This window comes from Nocardia sp. NBC_01503 (assembly GCF_036327755.1).
In the GTDB taxonomy this organism is placed as follows: Bacteria; Actinomycetota; Actinomycetes; order Mycobacteriales; family Mycobacteriaceae; genus Nocardia.
Window position 1 is genome coordinate 8184735 of record NZ_CP109596.1, and the last position, 22158, is coordinate 8206892.

The 22158-nt window shown below is 64.3% G+C and carries 25 protein-coding genes; 12 read left to right on the forward strand and 13 right to left on the reverse strand.

The genetic code is table 11. The annotated features are described in order from the left end of the window. Positions 1 to 7: 7 nt before the first annotated feature. The 6 genes from OHB26_RS37895 to OHB26_RS37920 form a co-directional block, all read right to left on the reverse strand. Positions 8 to 385 (reverse strand): hypothetical protein, encoded by a 378-nt coding sequence (locus OHB26_RS37895; protein ID WP_330182041.1) that lies wholly within the window; start codon positions 383 to 385, stop codon positions 8 to 10. A gap of 400 nt (positions 386 to 785) precedes the next feature. Beyond that, positions 786 to 1805 carry an alpha/beta hydrolase gene (locus tag OHB26_RS37900; RefSeq protein WP_330182042.1) on the reverse strand — a complete coding sequence of 340 codons (1020 nt, stop codon included), beginning with the start codon at positions 1803 to 1805 and terminating at the stop codon, positions 786 to 788. 391 nt (positions 1806 to 2196) lie between these two features. Further along, entirely contained in the window at positions 2197 to 2934 is a 738-nt protein-coding gene (locus OHB26_RS37905) for a hypothetical protein (protein WP_330182043.1), read from the reverse strand. A 190-nt stretch (positions 2935 to 3124) separates the two neighbouring features. Next, complete coding sequence (locus tag OHB26_RS37910; RefSeq protein ID WP_330182044.1) at positions 3125 to 3433, reverse strand: hypothetical protein; 309 nt, start codon at positions 3431 to 3433, stop codon at positions 3125 to 3127. A 119-nt stretch (positions 3434 to 3552) separates the two neighbouring features. Further along, positions 3553 to 3981 carry a hypothetical protein gene (locus OHB26_RS37915; protein WP_330182045.1) on the reverse strand — a complete coding sequence of 143 codons (429 nt, stop codon included), beginning with the start codon at positions 3979 to 3981 and terminating at the stop codon, positions 3553 to 3555. A gap of 120 nt (positions 3982 to 4101) precedes the next feature. After that, a complete protein-coding gene (locus tag OHB26_RS37920) occupies positions 4102 to 4602 on the reverse strand; it encodes a DinB family protein (RefSeq protein ID WP_330185911.1) in 501 nt (166 codons plus the stop codon). A gap of 73 nt (positions 4603 to 4675) precedes the next feature. On the opposite strand from OHB26_RS37920, the gene OHB26_RS37925 reads away from it, so the two are divergent. Further along, a complete protein-coding gene (locus OHB26_RS37925) occupies positions 4676 to 5896 on the forward strand; it encodes an IS256 family transposase (protein ID WP_330181113.1) in 1221 nt (406 codons plus the stop codon). Between the two features lie 33 nt (positions 5897 to 5929). Here OHB26_RS37925 and OHB26_RS37930 read toward each other — a convergent pair whose 3' ends face one another. After that, positions 5930 to 6430 (reverse strand): hypothetical protein, encoded by a 501-nt coding sequence (locus OHB26_RS37930; protein ID WP_330182046.1) that lies wholly within the window; start codon positions 6428 to 6430, stop codon positions 5930 to 5932. 607 nt (positions 6431 to 7037) lie between these two features. Between OHB26_RS37930 and OHB26_RS37935 the strand changes: the two genes are divergently transcribed. Beyond that, positions 7038 to 7499 carry a hypothetical protein gene (locus OHB26_RS37935; protein ID WP_330182047.1) on the forward strand — a complete coding sequence of 154 codons (462 nt, stop codon included), beginning with the start codon at positions 7038 to 7040 and terminating at the stop codon, positions 7497 to 7499. Positions 7500 to 7759: 260 nt separating this feature from the next. Here the strand turns inward: OHB26_RS37935 and OHB26_RS37940 are convergent, their stop codons facing one another. Then, positions 7760 to 8590, reverse strand: a complete 831-nt coding sequence (locus OHB26_RS37940) for an alpha/beta fold hydrolase (protein ID WP_330182048.1) — start codon at positions 8588 to 8590, stop codon at positions 7760 to 7762. 405 nt (positions 8591 to 8995) lie between these two features. Continuing rightward, entirely contained in the window at positions 8996 to 9892 is an 897-nt protein-coding gene (locus tag OHB26_RS37945; RefSeq protein ID WP_330182049.1) for a LysR family transcriptional regulator, read from the reverse strand. Between the two features lie 48 nt (positions 9893 to 9940). On the opposite strand from OHB26_RS37945, the gene OHB26_RS37950 reads away from it, so the two are divergent. From OHB26_RS37950 to OHB26_RS37975, 6 genes are all read left to right on the forward strand, one after another. After that, positions 9941 to 10666, forward strand: a complete 726-nt coding sequence (locus tag OHB26_RS37950; RefSeq protein WP_330182050.1) for an SDR family oxidoreductase — start codon at positions 9941 to 9943, stop codon at positions 10664 to 10666. Positions 10667 to 10739: 73 nt separating this feature from the next. Continuing rightward, entirely contained in the window at positions 10740 to 11663 is a 924-nt protein-coding gene (locus tag OHB26_RS37955; RefSeq protein WP_330182051.1) for an NADP-dependent oxidoreductase, read from the forward strand. 206 nt (positions 11664 to 11869) lie between these two features. After that, entirely contained in the window at positions 11870 to 12799 is a 930-nt protein-coding gene (locus tag OHB26_RS37960; protein ID WP_330182052.1) for an ABC transporter ATP-binding protein, read from the forward strand. Next, positions 12796 to 13647 carry an ABC transporter permease gene (locus tag OHB26_RS37965; protein ID WP_330182053.1) on the forward strand — a complete coding sequence of 284 codons (852 nt, stop codon included), beginning with the start codon at positions 12796 to 12798 and terminating at the stop codon, positions 13645 to 13647. Before OHB26_RS37960 ends, OHB26_RS37965 begins: the two co-directional genes overlap by 4 nt. Beyond that, entirely contained in the window at positions 13637 to 13879 is a 243-nt protein-coding gene (locus OHB26_RS37970; protein WP_330182054.1) for a helix-turn-helix transcriptional regulator, read from the forward strand. The genes OHB26_RS37965 and OHB26_RS37970 overlap by 11 nt, the downstream gene beginning before the upstream one ends. 279 nt (positions 13880 to 14158) lie before the next feature. After that, positions 14159 to 15352: a protein kinase family protein gene (locus OHB26_RS37975; protein ID WP_330182055.1), complete on the forward strand. Its 1194-nt coding sequence runs from the start codon at positions 14159 to 14161 to the stop codon at positions 15350 to 15352. Positions 15353 to 15457: 105 nt separating this feature from the next. Here OHB26_RS37975 and OHB26_RS37980 read toward each other — a convergent pair whose 3' ends face one another. Further along, on the reverse strand, positions 15458 to 15730 hold the full coding sequence (locus OHB26_RS37980) for a winged helix-turn-helix transcriptional regulator (protein ID WP_330182056.1): 273 nt from the start codon (positions 15728 to 15730) through the stop codon (positions 15458 to 15460). Between the two features lie 24 nt (positions 15731 to 15754). Between OHB26_RS37980 and OHB26_RS37985 the strand changes: the two genes are divergently transcribed. Further along, positions 15755 to 16819, forward strand: a complete 1065-nt coding sequence (locus tag OHB26_RS37985; RefSeq protein ID WP_330182057.1) for a beta-ketoacyl-ACP synthase II — start codon at positions 15755 to 15757, stop codon at positions 16817 to 16819. A gap of 187 nt (positions 16820 to 17006) precedes the next feature. On the opposite strand, the gene OHB26_RS37990 is transcribed toward OHB26_RS37985, so the two are convergent. Further along, positions 17007 to 17651 (reverse strand): TetR/AcrR family transcriptional regulator, encoded by a 645-nt coding sequence (locus OHB26_RS37990; RefSeq protein WP_330182058.1) that lies wholly within the window; start codon positions 17649 to 17651, stop codon positions 17007 to 17009. Between the two features lie 28 nt (positions 17652 to 17679). Between OHB26_RS37990 and OHB26_RS37995 the strand changes: the two genes are divergently transcribed. Both OHB26_RS37995 and OHB26_RS38000 read left to right on the forward strand, forming a co-directional pair. Beyond that, positions 17680 to 19218: an FAD-dependent monooxygenase gene (locus OHB26_RS37995; RefSeq protein ID WP_330182059.1), complete on the forward strand. Its 1539-nt coding sequence runs from the start codon at positions 17680 to 17682 to the stop codon at positions 19216 to 19218. Further along, positions 19215 to 19703, forward strand: a complete 489-nt coding sequence (locus OHB26_RS38000) for an SRPBCC family protein (protein ID WP_330182060.1) — start codon at positions 19215 to 19217, stop codon at positions 19701 to 19703. The genes OHB26_RS37995 and OHB26_RS38000 overlap by 4 nt, the downstream gene beginning before the upstream one ends. A 57-nt stretch (positions 19704 to 19760) precedes the next feature. Here OHB26_RS38000 and OHB26_RS38005 read toward each other — a convergent pair whose 3' ends face one another. Both OHB26_RS38005 and OHB26_RS38010 read right to left on the reverse strand, forming a co-directional pair. Continuing rightward, positions 19761 to 20981: an IS256 family transposase gene (locus OHB26_RS38005; RefSeq protein WP_330181113.1), complete on the reverse strand. Its 1221-nt coding sequence runs from the start codon at positions 20979 to 20981 to the stop codon at positions 19761 to 19763. Between the two features lie 334 nt (positions 20982 to 21315). Next, positions 21316 to 21711: a hypothetical protein gene (locus OHB26_RS38010; RefSeq protein WP_330182061.1), complete on the reverse strand. Its 396-nt coding sequence runs from the start codon at positions 21709 to 21711 to the stop codon at positions 21316 to 21318. A 98-nt stretch (positions 21712 to 21809) separates the two neighbouring features. On the opposite strand from OHB26_RS38010, the gene OHB26_RS38015 reads away from it, so the two are divergent. Beyond that, the gene (locus tag OHB26_RS38015) at positions 21810 to 22022 is read left to right on the forward strand and encodes a hypothetical protein (protein WP_330182062.1); all 213 of its coding nucleotides are present in this window, start codon (positions 21810 to 21812) and stop codon (positions 22020 to 22022) included. The last annotated feature ends 136 nt before the right edge of the window (positions 22023 to 22158 follow it).

The following is a 22158-nucleotide window of genomic DNA, read 5'->3' on the forward strand; positions in this document are numbered from 1 at the left end:
GCAGTGACTACGCGCGTCGGCAGTTCGTGACTCGGTAGAGCGGCTGCCCGGCGCCCCGACCCCCTCCGGACGAGTCGACATGCACAGTGCACAACAGCCGATCACCGACCTGCAAGCCGGATATCTCACTGGTCTTCAACGATGCTCCCATCCTTCCGCTCGAGTTTTCGTAGAGAGCCAGTGGGGTCTCCTCCCCCACGCTGACGATGACGTAGCTCGGATCTACGGGCTGCCCGTCCGCGTTGCCAGCCCCGTCGCGCGGCAAGGATTCGACAATGAAGTGCACATCGCCATCCCACGTCGGCGACAACAAGTGGTCGAGCAGCACCCACCCCACACCGACCACGATCAGGCAACCGAACAACAGGCCCAGCGCCACCGCCACCGTGTCCCCAAGTATCCGACGCACAGTAGTTCGTCTCACCACCCCACGTCCTCGCACCCTGCCCCTACCTTCGGCCACGGCCTATCCCTAACCGCCGCAAGCTGATCCGAGACTGACGCTATCGCGTAGATCGGGAGAAATATCGACCAGATCGTGGAGATTCTGTAAGTCCCCAGACCAAGTTGCGCTGGTTTCCGCGTCGCCCGTTCGAACAGCACGGCATGCGGAATTTGAGTGTGTTCACGAGAATGTCTTGGAGCACTGAACTATTGAATGGTATTGCTGTGGGCTATCTCGGCTGTGCGGAATGGAGGCGAAGCTGCGGCCATCGCATAGAGGTGCCGCGCTGGCCATTCCGCACAGCGCGATCAGCGGCACGAGCGTGCACGTTCTGACGTACCTATGCGGGTACTCCGAGCCCGTCGGCGAGCATCGGCCAGGACTGGTAGAAGGCGTCGCGCCAATATCCCCATGAGTGCGTGCCGGTCGGCGCGTAGTCGAAGGTTGCGGGAATCTGGAGTTGGTTGAGGCGATCTTGCAGGTTATGGGTACACCAGTTGGTGGCGGCCTCGATGACTCCGCCGACCACGATCTGGTTCGCCAAACCGTATGTGCCCGGGAGCGCGTGCGGACCGTTGAGAGTGTCCCAATGCCCGGGTAAACCGTTGCCGGTGGAGAGGAACAGTTTGGTGCCGCGTAGCGCTTCTGCGTGGATGACCGGATCGTTGGCGACCCAGGCGGGGTCGTCGTCTTCTCCGTACATGTTGCGGACATCCCCGCCACCGTAGGTTTCCACCACCAGTTTGGTGAACCGCTTGCCGATCGGATCCGCGATCTGCGCGCAGCCGCTGTATCCGGCGACCGATTGATACAGGCCAGGCTTGGCCTCTGCCATCTGCAAGATGGAGGTGGCGGTCATGGAATTCGCGGCGATCGCATTGATTCCGTTGGTGCCCAGTGCGCTATCGATCAGCGGCGGAAGTTCGTCGAGGAAAAAGGTCCGCCACTTGTTGCGCCCCATCTCGGGGTCGTCCTTCTGCCAATCGGTGTAGTAGGCGAAGGCGCCACCGATAGGCATCACCACGTTGACGTCTTTGCCCGCCAGGAAATCACCCACATCGGTGTTGGCCCACCAGGTCGCCGCGTCGGTTCCACCACCCGCCCCGTTGACCAGGTAGAGAACCGGCCGCGGCTCGGAAGCGTCGTTGGGTCGTTGTACTTTGACCGTGATGTTTCTGCCCATTGCCGTGGAGTGGACCTGCAAGGTGAGATTGCGGCCGTCGATGGTGCCGGAGGAGATCTTCGACCCGTCCGAGGCGACCGGATCCGCCAGCAGTTTCTTGGAATCGGTGATCGGATCGCCGGTATCCGCGGAACTGCTCCCCGCACCGAACACGGCAACGGCAGTCGTGAACACCATCCCCGCCACCGCGAATGACAATGCACGCCTTGATAAATGGCGTCTCAAGATCGAACCCCCAAGTTCCCCACCGTCGAAATGCCTTGATCGGCACCGACACTAACGTAATCAGGACACATGATCGAACATTCCGTGGCCGACGTTACAACCCACGCAACCATCTGTTCGCTGCCGGCCCGAAGGGCACGAAATTCGGCCTTACCGTGCACTGCCGAAGGCTGAGCCACGTTCAGCCCGTTGATCTTTCGGAGTGCCGAGCCGGCCGGTTCGGTCAGCGCGCCATGCGGCGTTACCGCGCACCCGGAAGCGCTGTCGGCCAACCCGTCTGGACCGCCGAACAATGCCCGGGTCGCGGCAGGAGCGGATGTTTCAGCCCAGCCCGATGCGGTGCTCAGTCCATTGCCTTTCCGAGCCAATGACGAGCCTGGGGATCGAGTGGCGTCTGGATGATGGCGGATACCGCTTCGAGGTGTTGGGGCTCGATCGATATCCCCACTGCCCGTCGCTCCGGATTACCGGCGATGGCAAAGATTCGAGGGATCAGTCCCTCGGGGATCTGCCATATTCGGCGGTCGATGATCTCGGTGTTGCGGGTTCCGTCGACGGTGTAGGTACTGGTCACTTCCCAGACGAAGGGAGCGTCGGAAGGCTGAGTCCAGGTGTCGCACAAGCGGCACCCGAACTCACCTCGGAAGACCTTGTGCCGCAGACATCTATCGAGGAGATACGGTTTCGGTGCGCTGGTCCAGTTCCCGAAGTCGGAGCTGATCGTTGGGGTTGGGCGAAACCTGGTGAGCATCTGAATGAATGCGCCGAGGTTGTAGTCGATCGACGGCGTGTAGTGCAGCTTCTCCCAACCGGTCCGGCGGTTCGCGCGGTCGAGCAGGACGAGGAAGAAGTCTTGCTCAGCCTGGTGATCCTGTGTCCACGGCAGCTCAGCCAGGTCGAACCCGCTGATACCGGCGCGGAACCGCTCCAGGTCGCAGAAGTGCAGCACCAAATGCTGCTGCCAGACCGTGCGCGTCATCGACGAGCCTGCCAATGCGATCACATCGCAGAACACGTCCGTGCTGCTGTTGGTCATGTAGATATCCAGGCCCAACGCATCCGCGCTGAAATGGTTGCCCACAGCCGAGACCCTAGTGGTGCCAGTATGCTCGGCTGCCACGACACTTCGCGCTGCATTCGGCAATATGGTGCATTCGGCCGACGCCAGATCAGCTCGGCCCGTTGACCTTCGCCCCGCCCGCGGTGGCCGGTTCGGTCAGCGCGCTACGCGGCAATGTAGCGCGTTGGGTGCGGTGCCCCTGCGGCGACGGCTACACGATGACGGCATCGCGGACAAGGACGTCGCCCTCCCGGATATCCGACACTTGCAGGCCGGGTAGAAGTAACGCCACCGGAACAGGTTGCCCTGGCTCCCAACTCGCAACCCGCACACGACCTGCGCCCGTGCATTCAGCGGCAGGACCGAGCTCACCATCAACTCGCACGACACGAAGCCGGTCGCCGACGACTACCCGGCCCGCCTCGATATGTCCGATCACGGACGTCCCGCGACTTCTCAGATTGAAGGCACCCTTGACGATGAACCGAAGCTGCTCATCGTCCGACGTCCCATCAGTCATCCCACGATCATGTACCGCCGTGAGCCGATCGCGGGCCTGCCGCTCCGTGTCTCCGAAACCGAGCGATCAGCGGCAGTTCCGGATGTTGTCGCCGACGGCCACGCCACGAAGCAGACGCGCTACTCGTCGTCGGTTCTATCGCGCTGAGTGCGCTGGAAGCTCTCGGCGATCCGCCTGAGGTACTCGCCATACTCGGGTGAATCCAGTTCGAAGCCTTGCTGATTCCAGCGATGAGCGCTCCATCGGTCATCGATCTCGGCGTGATGGATTGCCCGCAGCACCTCGGGCCGATAGATCAGAGCCACACGCCAATTGCCGAGGTATCGAGCCTGGATATGGGCGGTGACGTACCGGCGGCGGTGAGCCGTGCCGACCACGGTCACCACCTCATGACCCTTGCCTGCGAAACCGCCGATCACATGAAGCTTCGCGCCAGCCGGGAATATCTTGTGGCTACGCAGTTCAGCGTTGGGACCCGACTCCTTGTACGGGTACGGCAACAACGACGCGACCACGCACCACTCGGGTCGAACGGCGTCATCGCTCACATCCTCAAGATATCGGCCCACCTGGTGAAACTCAGGCATTGATCCCCGACACCCAGCCGTGGCGCTGTCCGGCGTGAATGCCCTTGTAAGCGGCATGACCGGATACCTGCGCGATCGGCCCTATTCGCCCGTGTGACCGTCGAGCTGTTCCCTCAGCAGGTCGGCGTGGCCGTTGTGGCGGGCGTACTCCTCGATCATGTGTGTGAGGATCCAGCGCAAGCTGAAATCGAGACCGCTGGGCTGGTGGGTACCTACAGTGTCGAGTGAGTCGCAGTGGGCCACGAGTGCGCGCGAGCGAGCACATTCCTCGTGCCACAAGCAAAACGCCTCATCCACGTCCGCATCCGCGACGTCGAAGTCGACATCCTCGGATCGGTCCGCACGCCAGTAGAACGCGGGCGCGTCGACTCCGCCGAGGGTGCGGGCGAACCAGCCTCGCTCCACGTCGGTCATGTGGCGGACAAGTCCGAGCAACGACAGCTTCGACGGTGGCACCGCGCGCAGGCGCAGCTGGGCAGTCGAGAGCTCGGAGCACTTCCACGCCAAGGTTTCTCGCTGGGTTGAGTCCAGCAGAATGGTGTACGAGCTGGCGGCCTGATCTGCCGCCGAGTCTGGCGTAATCCCCGGACAGCAAGGTGGTCACCGCGTGATCCTCGAAGGACCTCTCACAGTCTCTCGAAGGAGAACTCACGCGATGACCGATATCCAGCCTATCGACCCGACCGCCGTACTGTCCGAGCAACCGGACCTGCTGCGCGGGTTGTTGTCCACGTTCATCCAGTCCTTGATGAGTGCCGAGGCCGACGCGCTCTGCGGCGCCGACTACGGGCAACGCAGCGACGAGCGCGTCAACCAGCGCAACGGCTACCGCCACCGCGACTTCGACACCCGCCTGGGCACCGTCGATGTCGCGATCCCGAAACTGCGCTCGGGCAACTACTTTCCCGACTGGCTCCTCGAGCGCCGCAAACGCGCAGAGCGTGCCCTCACCAGCGTGGTCGCCACCTGCTACCTACTCGGCGTGTCCACGCGCCGGATGGAGAAGCTCGTCGAATCCCTCGGGGTCACAACACTTTCCAAGTCACAGGTCTCGATCATGGCCCGTGATCTGGACGCCCAGGTCGAAGCATTCCGCACCCGCCCCCTCGATGCCGGTCCCTACACGTTCGTCGCCGCGGACGCCCTGGTACTCAAAGTGCGTGAGAACGGGCGGGTGGTCAACGTTCACGCCCTGGTCGCGACCGGCGTCAATGCCGACGGGCACCGCGAAATCCTGGGGCTGCAGGTGGTTTCCGGGGAAAACAAGGCCGGCTGGCTGGCGTTCTTCCGTGACCTGGTCGCGCGCGGGCTGAGCGGGGTTGCCTTGGTGACCTCCGATGCCCATACCGGCCTCGTGGCCGCGATCGGGGCGACCCTGCCCGGCGCGTCCTGGCAGCGTTGCCGCACCCACTACACGGTCAATCTCATGTCGGTTTGCCCGAAATCGTCGTGGCCGTGGGTTCGCACGTTGTTGCACTCGGTATTCGATCAGGCCGACACCGAATCGGTTGCCGCCCAGTATGATCGGATGCTCGACGCGCTCGCCGGCAAGCTCCCGAAAGTCGCCGATCACCTCGATGGGGCCCGCGCGGATCTGCTGTCGTTCACCGCGTTTCCCAAACAGATCTGGCGCCAGATCTGGTCCAACAATCCCCAAGAACGGTTGAACAAGGAGATCCGCCGCCGCACCGACGTGGTCGGCATCTTCCCGGACCGCGGCTCGATCATCCGCCTGGTCGGGGCGGTCCTGGCCGAGCAACACGACGAATGGATCGAAGCCAAACGCTACCTCGGCCTCGAGGTGCTCGCCCGCTCACGCGGGCTGGCACCCACCGACGAACAGGAGGAACCAGCACCCACCGAACTCACCGCCTGACACGACAATTCGGATCCTGCGGTGACCACCGAGTTACACCACGCATTTGGACTTGACCTCGCGTGCGCAGGTTTCTTTCCAATACGACCGGAACGAGTGCGGGGATTCCTGCCCACCGATCACCAGCCACAGCCTCGCGACCCATGGAGTCGGATCATCCGGGTTCAACTCGATCGCCCGCACGCACCACTGCTGCGCACGGCGCAAGATCGTGGCGAAGTTGGCCATTGCCTCGTCCGAGGTCTGACTCGCGTAGGCGCTCCCCCGAGCGTTCCAGGCGCACAATACTTCCGCTTTCGCCCGCAGCACATGCGCATCGGGATCGTCCGGTCGTTCGGCACACCATCCGGCCAACCACGTCATATCCGGTGCCGCCGACTCCGCCAGTGCCTCCACTCGGTAGGAACGCCGATCCCAGTCACGCCCGGTCGCCGCGAGCAGCTTCGCCGCGGGCATCCAGCTCCCGGTCGTCTTGATCTCGTCGAGCGCCGTCTTCAACGCCGAATCGTCTGCGGCCCATTCGGTAACTACCACCGGCGTGGGCCTGTGTCCGAAGCGGCGGAGGAACCCCATCTCAAACTTCCAATCTCACATCCAGCCCGAACGGCATGTTCGCGGCGCGCTCATGATCAACACTAGCGGGCCGGTGCGATACATACCGAGCGGTCCACTGGCGGCCGGAGGGCAGCAGACACCGGGCCGCCAGCGTCAACATCGAGAGGGCTACCAGTGGTGATACGAGGTGACCGTGGGCTGGCCGGTATAGACGGGACCGGCGGCGTCGTCGGCTCGTCGCCGATGTAGTGGAGGCCTGGCGGTTCCGGAGGGCGCTGGCCTGGGGCCGGCAGAAGCCCTAGCTCAATTCGACGAGCTGCGCGTTTCTGGCCCTGCCAGGCCAGGGCCACCGGTGCGGCGCAGTCCTCGCGCCGCAATCCGCACCGACCGCCCCGGCACACTTCTAGGAGCTCGCGCCGACATCTGCCCTTGTGTTTGACCTTCGTATGGCTGGCTTCGGCAACGCACGGGTTGCGGATGCTCTGCGCCGCAGAACATCTCGCCACGCTGCCTGCGCGGGAAGCGGCAGGAGAGGACATTCTGTGCAGTAGGCCAGTCCACCTCGCGCGGTCCCTATGATGGCGTCGTGTTCATCGCAGGCATCGGACCGTTCACAGCTCAACCAGGGCCCGAAGGCGAGAGCATCTGGTCTCCACCGGCTGCGATCAGCAGCAGTCTGTTCGACGATCCGGTCGAGGTGAATGTACTTCTCCCAGAGGGGCGGTCCGCCGATTCGGCGCTCATCGCGACGGTGCTGGGCGACCTGGACCACTACCTGCTACTCGGCCTGCGATTCCTTCACACCGAGCTGATCGCCGACCCCGCGTCCTTCGGTTCGACACCCGCGGACGTGCGTCGATTCGAGCGGTTCGATCCCGCGACCTTCCCGGTCGACCGCCCCCAGCTCAACTTCTACGACGGCATCGAATGGCTCCTGCGCTTCGCCGAGGGCGGATTGCCGATCTGCGAACCCTACGGAGTGGCAGTGGTTTTCGTGAACCATGAACCTGTCCGGGTCGAAGATCTGCGCGACTCGACATCGATCTGAGCGGTTGCCCATAGTCCGGCGCTGCGCTCACACGCCCGCTTCGAGGTCGCCGTTCACCTTTGCACATGCGCACGAAGACGGCCCTGTGTCATGAAGGTTGCGCTGTGCCGTCAAGGCACTGACATCGGCAGATCAGTGCGTTCGGCCGACACCAGATGCCAACTGCCGGTTGATCTTCCAGGGTGCCGCGCTGGCCGTTCCGCACAGCGCGATCAGCGGCAAATAGTGCGTTCGGTCGGTAACACTGCTGGCCGCCGACCTCAGCTGGCAGCGTCAACAAGTGGTTCTGTTGCTGTTCGGCGGATTTCGGCAGCCACTCTGGCGGGAGCCTCGAGCATCGGTACGTGCCCCACATCGGGCAGCGTGACGACCCGGCGGGTGGCTGAAGGGGTGACAAGTTGTGCACCGAAGCGAGCGGGCGGGATCACGCGGTCGCGCGCGCTGAAGACGATTGTGGTCGGTGTGGTGATCTGGTCGAGCATCTCCAGTGCTGTGTCGGTCGGCCAGATTGCGTTGATGTCGCGCGCGGTGCAATGTGCAGCCGATTGCAGGGCAATCGCAGCCAGATCGGGCGCGACGAGCCCTGGCCGGTGGCAGAGCACGCGCATCGCGGTGGCTTTTCCCATGGCGGCCAGTGCCGGATTCGCGAAACCGCGCGACAGCGGAGCGAGGTACGCACTGAGCTGGAACTTCCGCCGGAGCCGGTCGGCGTGGCGGCTGCCGCGCTGCCACAGTCCCGCCGAGGCGATGGCGGTCACGCTGCGCGCGCGGCCACGCCGGGCGAGCTCGAGGGCCATCCACCCGCCCAGCGAATTCCCGGCGATGTGTGCTGTCTCCCAACCGGTCTCGTTCATCAGTGCTTCGAGATGATCGGCTCCTGCGGCCACGGTCAGTGGCCGGTCGCCGACGGGTCCTCCCCAATGGAACGGCAAGGTCGGTGCGAGCATGTCGAATTCGTTCGACAACTCGTCGATCACCCCACCCCAGCAATGCCATGTCTGCGTGAACGCGTGCAGCAGCAGGAGCGGTTCACCTGAACCGCTCCTGCTGAGCCTTGCCGGTGCCGACGAAGAGTTCGCTGCACTGATCATGCGCGCTCTCTGCCCCCTTCCGTTCTTCCCCAACGTGATTCAGAGTCGCGACGTGCCTTGGTACGCCACCGCGCCAAGACTGGGCACGATGCTACAAACGAGGTCACGCGATGTCTACTACCACTTGTAGTTGGCTTGGATAATTCGCGATCGCCGATCACGGTGGAGATCGCGGCCTACCCCCCGTCGGTGCGCGAAACTCGGTGTGGGCTCAGGCATTAGCGCATGTTCTATGGTGGGCTTCGCCAACCCGAAACCATGTCCGCTAGCGCGAAACCTGGCTAGTCGTCCGCCCACTCCGCCCAGGGCATCGCCCGATATTCGACAGTACGTGCGTTCGGCCGACGCCGGATGGATGCTGCCGGTTGACCGCCTGCGCCCGCAGGCATTTGCGGAGCCTGTCGGCTACAGGCGGATCGCCGTGCGGACGAGGTCGGCGATGGCCTTGGATCTGCTGTCCGGTGGCCAGGCGATGACGGTCGTAACGGCCGGTGCGTCCGGCACCGGCACGATGGCGAGATCGTCGCGGAGCTGGGCGCGGAGCGACTCGGGCATGACCGCGCAGGCCCGTCCGAGCGTGATCAGCTGGGTCAACTGGGTATGGTCGCGAACCTGCGGGCCGGGGCCGTCCGGATAACTTCCATCCCGTCGAGGCCAGCGTGGCAGGGGCAGGTCGGTCAGGGTGTTGACCTCGGCCATCGACATGTGGGGTCGGCTGGAGAGGGGGTGCCCCGCCGGCAGGACCACGATCTGTTGTTCGGTGTGCAGGTCCTCGGTGTCGAATCCGGCCGTCGTGTCGTAGGGACGGTGGAGCAGAGCGACGTCGGCGCTCCCGTTGCGCAGCAGGCTTTCCGGTTCGCCGGGCCCGCAGAGCACCACCTCGACCGCGACAGCGCCGGGTTCGGCGGCGTAGGCGTCCAGCAGCTTCGACAGCAGTTCGCGGGATGCTCCCGCCTTGGTGGCCAGCACCAGACCGGGCCGGTCGGCGGCGGCGCGGCGGGTGCGGCGCTCGGCGGCTTCGACCGCTTCCAGTGCGAGCCGGGCCTCCCGCAGCAGCACCGACCCGGCCTCGGTCAAGGCGATCGCGCGGGAATTGCGTTGCAGCAGAACAACTCCGAGTCGCCGTTCGAGTTGCTGGATCGCCCGCGACAGCGGTGGTTGCGCCATCGCGAGCCGTTGCGCCGCCCGCCCGAAGTGCAACTCCTCGGCGACGGCGACGAAGTAGCGCAACTCCCGAGTCTCCACCGTGGCATCGTATCCGGCGCTCACCACGGCCGATACCCGTGCGGTATCGCCGCCCACCCGATCGGTCTTGGACGCCCCACCCGAGTCCGCAACATGATCAACGGCATGAGCGAACGGACGATCGCGCTGGTGACCGGCGCGAACAAAGGAATCGGATACGAGATCGCGGCGGGCCTGGGCGCGCTCGGCTGGCGAATCGGTGTGGGCGCGAGGGATCAACAGCGCCGCGAGACCGCGGTGGAGAAGCTGCGCGCGGCCGGGATCGACGCGTTCGGCGTGCCGCTCGACGTGACCGACGATGCGAGTGTCGCCGCCGCGGCCGAGCTGATCGGCGACCATGCCGGAGGGCTCGACGTCCTGGTCAACAATGCGGCGATCACCGGCGATATGCCACAGACACCCAGCACGGTCGATCCCGCGACCGTGCGAACTGTCGTGGAAACCAACGTGATCGGAGTCATCCGGGTCACCAATGCGATGCTGCCCATGCTGCGCGGCTCGGCCTCACCGCGAATCGTCAACATGTCCAGCAGCGTGGGCTCGCTCGCCCTGCAGACCACACCCGGCATCGACATGGGCCTACTTCCCACCGCGTACTTGGCGTCGAAGACCTTCCTCAACGCCGTCACCATCCAGTACGCCAAGGAACTGAGCGACACCAACATCCTGATCAACTGCGGCTGCCCCGGTTTCACCGCCACCGACCTCAACGGCTTCCAAGGCGTCCGCACACCAGAGCAGGGGGCGGCGATCGCGATTCACCTCGCGACCCTGCCCGACCACGGACCGACCGGCGGATTCTTCGACGACGCCGGAGCAGTGTCCTGGTGACGGGCACGCCGGTGCGAACCGTTCCCGTTCTCGAAGTCAGCCGCGCACGGCGCTCCGGAGGAGAAGCAAGACAATGACAAAAGCAGTCAGGTACGACGAATTCGGCGGAGTCGACGTCCTGCGGATCGACGAGGTAGAGCGCCCGGCGCCCGCGGCCGGGCAGGTCCTCGTGCAGGTGCGAGCGGCGGGCATCAACCCCGGTGAGGCGGCATTACGCAGCGGTGCGATGACGCACATCTTTCCCTCGACCTTTCCGTCCGGGCAGGGCAGCGATCTCGCCGGGGTGGTCGTCGAGATCGGCGCCGGAGCCGACCGATGCTCGGTCGGCGACGAGGTGATCGGATTCTCCGAACTGCGGGCCTCCCAGGCCGAACTGGTCCTGGTCGACGTCGACAACCTCACGCCCAAACCGAAGAACGTCTCCTGGGAGGTGGCGGGCAGCCTGTACATTGCGGGCGTAACCGCTTGGGGGGCAGTGCATTCCGTACAGCTCGAGAAGAGCGAGACCGTCGTCGTCTCCGGAGCGGCCGGAGGAGTCGGCTCGCTCGCCGTCCAGCTCGCGCGCCGGGCCGGAGCCACGGTCATCGGCCTGGCGAGCGAGGGCAACCATGATTGGCTGCGAAGCCACGGCGTGCTTCCCGTCGCATACGGTGACGGCGTCGCGGACCGGATCAAGGCCGCCGCACCCAACGACATCCATGCCTTCATCGACGCCTACGGCCACGGGTACGTCGAACTGGCCCTCGCTCTCGGCGTCGCGATCGAGCGGATCGACACCCTCATCGATTTCGCGGCAGCCGCGAAGTACGGGGTCAAAACCGAACCCAGGCCCAACGGCAGGCGGGGCGTCGAGGTCCTCGCCGAATTGGCCGGGTTGATTGCCGACGGAAACCTCGAAGTCCCGATCGCGAACGTCTACCCGTTGACTCAGGTTCGTCAGGCCTACACCGAACTCGAACGCAGACACACCCACGGCAAGATCGTGCTGCGGCCCTAGCTGCCACACACGATGCGGCGCGCTTTCAGGGGACTGCTCAGCCGCGGGGGCTGATTCCCGTCAGCACTGTTGTCTGTTTCCCGGAAACCACGCATCTGGATATTCGGCATGGGACTCCTCAACGACGGTTTGTAGTACAGCATTGCCGCATCGAAATGTAGTAGTTATGCTACATATGATCATCAACCCACAACGAGAGGGAAACCATGACAGTGGGTGAAGGCGTAGTTCTCAACGTCGAGAAGCTACGCATGCGGTACGGCAGTACCGACGTCTTGCACGAGGTGACGTTCCAGGCACGCCGCGGGGAAGTCCTGGTCCTGCTGGGGCCGAACGGTGCGGGCAAGACCACCACCATCGAAATTCTGGAGGGGTTCCGCGCACGGTCGGCTGGCGACGTCGAGGTATTGGGCACCGACCCGGCGCATGGCGATGAGCAATGGCGGGCACGTGTCGGGGTCGTGCTGCAGTCGTGGCGTGACCACGGCAAGTGGCGGGTTCGAGAACTGCTCACCTACCTCGGCTCGTTCTATCCGCCCTATAGCACCGAGAGTGTTCAACGACCTTGGGACACAGACGATCTCATCGCACTGGTGGGGCTCTCGGAGCATGCGGACGCAAAGATCAGCGCATTGTCCGGCGGTCAGCGCCGTCGAATGGATGTTGCGATCGGCATTGTCGGACGCCCCGAAATCCTTTTTCTGGACGAGCCGACCGCAGGCTTCGACCCTGAAGCACGCCGCGAGTTCCATGACCTGGTGCACCGGCTTGCCGACGACCAACAAACCACCATTCTGCTCACCACCCACGACCTGGACGAAGCGGAGAAGCTCGCCGACCGGATCCTCATCCTGGCGGGTGGGCGCATCGTCGCCGATGGCTCGCCCGATGAGTTGTCCCGACGTGTCGCCACGGACGCAGAGGTGCGTTGGACGTTGGCCGGGCAACGATTTGTCGACACCACCTCCGAGTCGACCCAGTTCGTCTACGAGTTGTTCAAGCAACACGGCGAGAAGGTGGACGAACTCGAGGTCCGCCGGGCCTCGTTGGAAGACACGTATATGACACTTGTGCGTCGATACGAGTCCGGCCGCGAAGACGCCGAGGTGCACGCATTGGAGGAGATCAAGCTATGAATCCGACCATGGTCGCGATCCGGGCAGGAGTAGCCCGCACGTGGATCGAGCTACGGCAATCCTTCACCAACGCAACCGATCTGATCAATCTGTTCTTCTTTCCGATCCTCATCCTGATCGCGCTGTACTTCATGCGCGACGGGTCTTTCCACCAGACCGGACTCAAGCTCGGCGCGCTCGCGTTGCCGGGAGTGCTCGGCAGCATGATCGTGTTCAACGGCCTGTACGGGATCGCGAACTACCTGGTTCTCGATCGGGAAGACGGAACCTTGCTGCGTGCCAAGGCGACACCGAACGGCATGGTGGCCTTCTTCATCAGCAAGATCGGTGTGAGCGCCGGCCTGGTGCTCGTTCAGATCGCATTCCTGCTGGTGGGGGGAGGAATGATCGTCGGTGGACTATCCATCGACGGCATCGGGCACTGGCTGACCCTGGTATGGGTGGTCCTGCTCGGGCTGCTCGCCGTGCTGCCGTTGGGTGCGGTCCTCGGCGCGATCCTCGAAGGCCCGCGCGCCACATTCTTCCTGACAATGCCACTGATGGGACTGGTCGCCATCTCGGGCATCTACTACCCGATCACCGCCCTACCCGGCTGGGTACAGGGATTGGCCCAGGTGTTCCCTATGTACTGGGTCGGGCTCGGCATGCGGTCGGCCCTGCTGCCCACTGATACGTCCGCGATCGAGATCGACCAGTCCTGGCGACACCTGGAAACCGCTTCGGTGCTGGGCGCCTGGACCCTCGTCGGACTACTGATCGCACCAACCGTGTTGCGACGCATGGCCCGGCACGAATCGGGCTCGAAGGTGGCGACCCGTCGCGAGAAGGCAATGCAGAGTGCCTACTGAGGTCATCTACAACCGCATCGCGATGCTGCGCGCCGAGCGCGGCATCTCACGACGGGAACTGGCCGAAGCCCTGGGGGTGCATTACCAGACGGTCGGATACCTGGAACGGGGCGAGTACAGCCCGAGCCTGCATCTCGCGCTACGGCTCGCGGCCTATTTCGAGGTCACGGTGGAGATCCTCTTCTCCACCACACCATTCCCACGCCTGGGCTCCACAGCCGATTCCGCCTGACTCGGAGGTGGTCGAGACCAACACGCCCGTCTCGGCCACCTCCGAATGCTTGTGCGGATGACGTTCAATCGACATCCGCCATTCGCCATGAGCGCGCGTTCGGATTCCCGGGTATCAGCGCCCGGGTTCAAGGCGGTTACGGTGTAGTGCACTGCCGCACAGGGCTTTACGTGGAGATCGTGACGTAGAGTGCGGTTCCGGGGGGACAACCCGGGACCGCCATCGGGTGCGGCCCCGGACCGACCTCCCGCCCGTTCCGGAGGCTGTCGGTCCGACCGCGTGGCCATAGCTGAAATCGAGGTCGGCGCGCACATGAAGGCCGCAGCGAACTCCCTTGACACAGTGACGATCTCATCTCCTGGCGCGGCGGCCACCCGTGATATGTCGCGCATGGCGCGCCTGCACGTCCATGGCGCCGTTTCCACGGCCCTGGCGCTGTACAGCGATCACGCCTTGCGCGAGCTCGTGGATGCGGCCGCACCGCTCGGCGTTGGTATCGGCGGGAAGTCGGCGCTGCTGGAGATCGCCGAAACCCCGGTCTTCGTGAAACGAGTACCCCTCACCGACCTGGAACGACAACCCGAGCATGTCCGGTCCACGGCGAACCTGTTCGAGTTGCCGGTGTTCTACCACTACGGCGTCGGTCTCATCGGTGGGGTGGGCTTCGGGGCCTGGCGCGAGCTCGCCGTGCACACCATGACGACGAATTGGGTGCTCGCCGCCGAACACGAGGGCTTCCCGCTGATGTATCACTGGCGGGTGTTACCGGACACGACGCCGCTGCCGACCGAGCTCGCCGACATCGACCGCACCGTCGCCTATTGGGACGAGCGACCGCAAGTACGCCACCGAATCGAGGCCGTCCGGGATTCTTCGGCGAGCATCGCGCTGTTTCTCGAGTACATCCCGCAGACCCTGCACGAGTGGCTCAACGCCCAGATCGAGGCGGGCGGCGAGGCCACCGATCGGGCCTGCGCCCTGGTGGAGCGGGAACTGGCCGCCGGCACCGCGTTCATGAACAGCCGTGGGCTTCTGCACATCGACGCGCACTTCTGGAACATCCTGACCGACGGTCGGCGCCTCTACTTCGGCGACTACGGCCTCTCGCTCTCCTCGGCGTTCGACCTCGCGCCGGAGGAGGCCGCGTTCTTCGACCAGAACCAGAGCTATGACCGCGGCTTCACCGCCACCTATCTGGTGAACTGGCTACTCACCGCCGTGTACGGGCTGCAAGGCCGGGAGACCCGCGCCGCGATGGTGTGTGCCATCGCCGAGGGCAAGCCGCCGGAAGGCATCTCGGAGGGAGCTGCCAGGGTCCTCACCCGGCACGCGCCGATCGCCGCGGCGATGACCGCATTCACGCGTGCGTTCCAGCAGCAGAGCCGAAGCACACGCTACCCGAACGACGAGATCCGCCGCCTGCTGGACGGCCAGGCCATACGGAGCGCCGACGTCAGACGACCGACCGCATAACGCCCGGGGTCACAGACAGCCCGAATATCTTGTCATCGACATGAGCAGCCGTCACCGCGTGGCTGATCAGCTCGGCGCGATCAGTGCCATGAGCGTGTGCTGAAGCTATTCGCTGGCGGTTGAGCCCGCTTGTGCGTCGTAGACGGTGCCCGCGCGGTCGATCTCGGCCATATGATCCACGGCCCAAGTGCGCAGTGCCGCCAATGGGACCTCCAGGGACAGGCCCGGTTCGGTGAGCCGGTAGTGCACGCGCGGTGGCACTGTCGGCTCCACTCGACGGGCGACCAGACCGTCCCGGACCAGGTTGTGCAGGGCACGAAAAGCGCATGTGCGTGCGTTCGGACGACTTCGGATGGCAACCGCCAGTTGATCTTCCACGCCCGGCGGTGGCCGGTTCGGTCAGTGTTCAAGCTCGACCCGACCGCAAAACTGACTCGGGTACAGAAACGTCGAATGTCCTATGTCCAACAGGTCGCCTACGTGATGGGCAAACGTATCTGGGATACGGCCGGACACCCCGAAGTCGACCTCGATCGGCTTGGTGTCTGCATAGGCACAGGTCTCGGCGGCGCAGACACTGTCATCGAATCCCACGATCTGATGCGGGAATCCGGGTACCGGAAGGTTTCCCCCTTCGCCGTACCTATGTCGATGCCGAACGGGGTCTCCGCAGTGGTGAGCCTGGAACTCGGTGCCGGGGCCGGCGCGGTCACGCCCGTATCAGCGTGTGCTTCAGGATGCGAGGCGCTGGTTCACGCCTGGCGCACGATCATCCTCGGCGATGCCGATGTCATCGTCGCGGGCGGTGTCGAGGGCCGGATCAATCCCCTTGCGGTAGCTGGATTCTCGATGATGAGAGCGTTGAGCACGCGTATCGACGAGCCCGAGCGCGCGTCACGGCCATTCGACAAGGACCGTGACGGATTCGTCTTCGGTGAAGGCGCAGCGCTGTTCGTGTTGGAGGCAGAAGACCACGCACGAGCCCGCGGGGCAAAACCCTTGGCCCGTCTCATGGGCGCCGGGCTCACCTCCGACGGGTACCACATGGTCGCGCCGCACCCGGATGGCATCGGCAACATACGCGCCATGCGACGTGCGATCCAGACTGCCGGACTCAGCGCTGCCGACATCGATCACGTCAATGCCCACGCGACGGCAACTCCGTTCGGTGATCTCGCCGAGGCCAACGGCATCAAGGCAGCTATCGGCGATCGCGCGAGCGTCTACGCCCCGAAATCCGCGCTCGGACACTCGGTAGGGGCAGTCGGAGCTGTTGAAGCTGCCCTTACTGTCCTGAGCATCCGAGACGGGCTGATACCGCCCACGCTGAACCTCGAAAACCAGGACCCCGCAATCGATTTGGATATCGTTCACGGAGCCGCCAGAAATGCGACGGTCAACTACGCAATGAACAATTCGTACGGCTTCGGCGGTCACGACGCGGCCGTGGTGTTCGGGCGGTACTGAAAGACTGCGCGATCAAGCTCAGCCCATCCGAAACTCGGGCATGATGATGGATCCCCGCGGCCGAACAGCGCTCTGCCCGTTGATCTTCGGCGTGCCGCCAGAGCCGGTTCGGAACGCGCGGGTCGCGGCATGACAGGGTGTTGCCGATGAGATAGTTTCTCCCACAGTGGTTCTCGACCTGTTACCACTATTCTGATGTTGTGGGATCGGCGTGGACGGTGCCTGTAAGAATGGCGTGGAGCCCTGCCGTGAAGCGCCGATCTCGCTCGCCGGTCATGATCGAGATGGTGTCGCCGGTGAGGTTCGCCCGCGGGCCGTTTGAGGTCAGAGTCGCCACGAGTGGTTCCCACTCACCGGCTCGTTCGAGCTCGAGGTACGCCTGCTCCTCGATGACGAATCCCGTTGTGTAGGAGCGCAGTGCGGATTGGATGTCTCCTGCTTGGAAGGGTGGTAGCACGACGCCCTGAAGCAGACGCATCAGTGTGCCCGACAGCTTCAGGGTCGCGGCGAACGGCGAGTAGGAGCCCGCGACGATGCGGCCGCCGTCGCGGAATCCGAGCATGGCCGTGCGCATTCGTTCGCAGCAGGTGATCACTTGGGCGACCGTCGGGTTGTCGAGGTCTATATCGCCGAGTTCGATGGTGGCGTAGACGGCATCGGACATTGCTCGCTGCAGATCTCGCCGATCCTTCAGATGCTTGTACAACGCGCCGGGTGTCACCTCCGCCGCTACTGCGAGTCGGCGCATGGTGAGCGCGTCCAGTCCGTTCGCCGACACGTACTCGTGGGCGATCTCCACCAGCCGATCCCGGCTCAATCCGCGTTTGACCATCGGGGCAGAGCCTAATAGCCTCCCTGTGGTGAACAATGTTTACCACACGGTAAGTCGGACCGAGGTCGTCATCGCGGGGGCCGGACCGACCGGGTTGATGCTGGCGTGCGAATTACGGCTTGCGGGCGTGGACGTCGTTCTGCTCGATACGCTCGCCGAACGGACCGGTCAGTCGCGCGCTGGAGGCATCCATGCCCGGACGATGGAGATCTTCGATCAGCGCGGAATGGTAGAGCGCCTGCTGCCGCACGGACACGTGTTCCCGGGCAAGGGCCCCGGCCATTTCGCCGGTATCCCCATGGTTTTCGGTGATCTCGCCACCCGTTATCCCACCGGGCTCGCCATCACCCAGGCCAACCTCGAAACTCAACTCGACCGGTACGCAACCGAATTGGGTGCACCCGTGCAGTGGGGATCGCCGGTTGCCGGTCTCGAGCAGGACTCCGACGGCATCGAGGTACGAATCGGCGGCACGAACCCCCGTCGCGTCCGCGCTGCCTACCTCATCGGCTGCGATGGCGGCCGCAGCACCGTTCGCAAACTGGCTGGAATCGGTTTCACCGGCACCGACGCGACCATGATCGGCATGATCGCCGATGTTGAACTGTCCAGCCCACCCTCCGGGTGGATCCTGACCCGACGATACGGCCCAGGTGACTTCTCGGTGCTTCCCTTGCAGCCCGGATGGTTCCGGCTCATGGTGAATCGCCACGACCGCGTCATCGATCCGGCGACCGCCCCCACCTTCGACGAGTTCCGTGCCTCGTTTCGCGAGGTGGCAGGTTCCGACTACGGCATGCACAGCCCACGCTGGGTTTCCCAGTTCGGCGACGCGGCCCGCCTCGCTGACCGCTACCGCTGCGGCAGAGTCCTTTTGGCGGGCGATGCGGCGCACATCCACTACCCGGCCGGAGGGCAGGGCCTGAACACCGGCATCCAGGACGCAGCCAACCTCGGCTGGAAACTCGCGGCCGTCCTCCGCGGCCGAACGCCCGAATCCCTGCTCGACACTTACGAATCCGAACGCCGCCCCGTCGCTACCCGCGTCCTGCACAACACCCGCGCGCAAACCGCCCTCATGCGCCCCGGCCCGCACACCGAAGCACTCCGCGCAACCCTGGCTGGGCTGTTCGACATCGACGAGGTTCGAAACCGCCTCGCCGCCATGCTGTTCGCCCTGGACATCCGCTACGACGTCGGCCACGACCACCCGCTGTCCGGACACCGCGTTCCCGACGCCGATCTATCGCTGCCCACCGGCAACAAACGAGTCCACCAACTCCTGCGATCGGGACGCCCGATGCTGTTGTCTCTCAACGAAACCCGACCCCCGACAGCCATCGAATGGCCCGAACGACTGGACCTGGTCACCGCGCACAGCCAGGGCGAACATTGGATAGTTCCCCTCCTGGGTGAGATCGCCATCCCGGCCACCGTATTGATCCGGCCCGACGGCCACGTAGCCTGGGCCTCCGACGATCCCGGTACCGGCGGGCTTCACAAAGCCGTCAGCACTTGGGTCGACAGGATGGGGTTCAAGCAGGCACAGAACGGGGCGGCGCAGTGATATCTGATCCAACACGGGATCATGCGTCAGTCGAGATCGACGTCTTCTTTTCCCATGCACCGTCGGAAGTCTGGCGCGCGCTCTCAGAGCCACTCCTGATGGAACGGTGGTTGATGCCCTCCACCGGATTCGCCGCGTCCGCCGGAACGCGCTTCGCCTTCGAAGTGCCGCCGCAACCGCAAACCGCGGCCAGGCGACAGGCTACGCCCTGCAACCAGATCGCATGTGAAGTGCTGACCGCCCAACCACATGAACAGTTGACCATGAGCTGGATCGACCTGCGAGCAGAGCAGCCCACCCGCTGGGTCCTCGATTGGATAATCCGCCCCGAAGGCCACGGCACCAGATTGCTGCTCACACATAGCGGCTTCGATCTCGCAGATCGCCGCCAGAAGATGGCCCGTAACGGAATGGAACGAATGTGGCGCGGCAGACTGACGCGACTCCGCGATCTGCTCGACATCGGCCATCTGTTCGAGGCGTAGGTCAAGTCCAAATGCGTGGTGTAACTCGGTGGTCACCGCAGGATCCGAATTGTCGTGTCAGGCGGTGAGTTCGGTGGGTGCTGGTTCCTCCTGTTCGTCGGTGGGTGCCAGCCCGCGTGAGCGGGCGAGCACCTCGAGGCCGAGGTAGCGTTTGGCTTCGATCCATTCGTCGTGTTGCTCGGCCAGGACCGCCCCGACCAGGCGGATGATCGAGCCGCGGTCCGGGAAGATGCCGACCACGTCGGTGCGGCGGCGGATCTCCTTGTTCAACCGTTCTTGGGGATTGTTGGACCAGATCTGGCGCCAGATCTGTTTGGGAAACGCGGTGAACGACAGCAGATCCGCGCGGGCCCCATCGAGGTGATCGGCGACTTTCGGGAGCTTGCCGGCGAGCGCGTCGAGCATCCGATCATACTGGGCGGCAACCGATTCGGTGTCGGCCTGATCGAATACCGAGTGCAACAACGTGCGAACCCACGGCCACGACGATTTCGGGCAAACCGACATGAGATTGACCGTGTAGTGGGTGCGGCAACGCTGCCAGGACGCGCCGGGCAGGGTCGCCCCGATCGCGGCCACGAGGCCGGTATGGGCATCGGAGGTCACCAAGGCAACCCCGCTCAGCCCGCGCGCGACCAGGTCACGGAAGAACGCCAGCCAGCCGGCCTTGTTTTCCCCGGAAACCACCTGCAGCCCCAGGATTTCGCGGTGCCCGTCGGCATTGACGCCGGTCGCGACCAGGGCGTGAACGTTGACCACCCGCCCGTTCTCACGCACTTTGAGTACCAGGGCGTCCGCGGCGACGAACGTGTAGGGACCGGCATCGAGGGGGCGGGTGCGGAATGCTTCGACCTGGGCGTCCAGATCACGGGCCATGATCGAGACCTGTGACTTGGAAAGTGTTGTGACCCCGAGGGATTCGACGAGCTTCTCCATCCGGCGCGTGGACACGCCGAGTAGGTAGCAGGTGGCGACCACGCTGGTGAGGGCACGCTCTGCGCGTTTGCGGCGCTCGAGGAGCCAGTCGGGAAAGTAGTTGCCCGAGCGCAGTTTCGGGATCGCGACATCGACGGTGCCCAGGCGGGTGTCGAAGTCGCGGTGGCGGTAGCCGTTGCGCTGGTTGACGCGCTCGTCGCTGCGTTGCCCGTAGTCGGCGCCGCAGAGCGCGTCGGCCTCGGCACTCATCAAGGACTGGATGAACGTGGACAACAACCCGCGCAGCAGGTCCGGTTGCTCGGACAGTACGGCGGTCGGGTCGATAGGCTGGATATCGGTCATCGCGTGAGTTCTCCTTCGAGAGACTGTGAGAGGTCCTTCGAGGATCACGCGGTGACCACCTTGCTGTCCGGGGATTACGCCAGACTCGGCGGCAGATCAGGCCGCCAGCTCGTACACCATTCTGCTGGACTCAACCGAGGCGTAGTCGGCACTCACAACAAAGAACCAGTAGAGACAGCACTACATTCGCCATTACGGTGCGTTGCCGGTGGTCGAACACGCTCCGCCCGTTGATCTTCCGCAGGCCCGCGGTGGCTGCTTCGAACAGCGCGGGAAGCGGCATGTGCGGATATACGACGTGGTGTCCTGCGCTGGCGATGTTGTATTTCGACCGCTACTGCCGCGCTGGCCGGATGGTGACAGCTTCGCCGTTCAACAGGTTCAGATCGAAGACCTCGGGGGTGCCTTCGTACATGTCCCTGAGAGCTGGCTGGAAGTCCGCGACGTCCAATTCGTACAGCGACCCGTCAGGATCCACGAACGTGCAGATCCTTTCGATCGTCGATGCCAGCGTCACCGGTTTGATCTCCACGGGAATCAGCTCGATCTCTGTACCTGCACGGTAGGAACGCCCAACGGTTACTCCTGAACTCAAGACCTTGAGCTTGAGATCGTAGGTGTGCTCGCCCTTCTGCATGTTGTGGCGGAGAAGGCTCTGGACCAGTGCTGGTTCGCTCTCGAAGCTGATCGTGTCACCGGCACTCAGTGCCTCTACCGCAACAGTTGCCATCGCCGCAGCGTATCCGGCACCCGAAACTGATGCGATATGCCTCGTAGACAAGAGGTTTCACCAGCATCTGCTGATAGGGGTGGTACACGCTCATCGGCATGAGCGCGCACTGGAAAGCGCTGTCGGTTAACTCGTTTGGACGAGCGACCAACGCCCGGGTCGCGGCATTACCGGTCGTTCTTTTCGGCCTGGTCGACGGTGGGGACGACGCGGGGCGGCTCCTGATCGAGGTGGGCCAGGAACTCGATGGTGCGCTGCCAGGTCAGCTCGTTGGCGTGGGGGTCGAAATCGGGCAGGGGTTGTCGGTGTAGAAGTGTCCCGCACCGGGGTACGCATCGCGCTGCGCAGTTCCGCGACAACAAGGACTGAGCCGCATCGAGATTCGGTGCCGTACCTTTGCCGATCTGGACAACACCCCACCACCCGGGCTGGTTTCGAGCCTTGGCA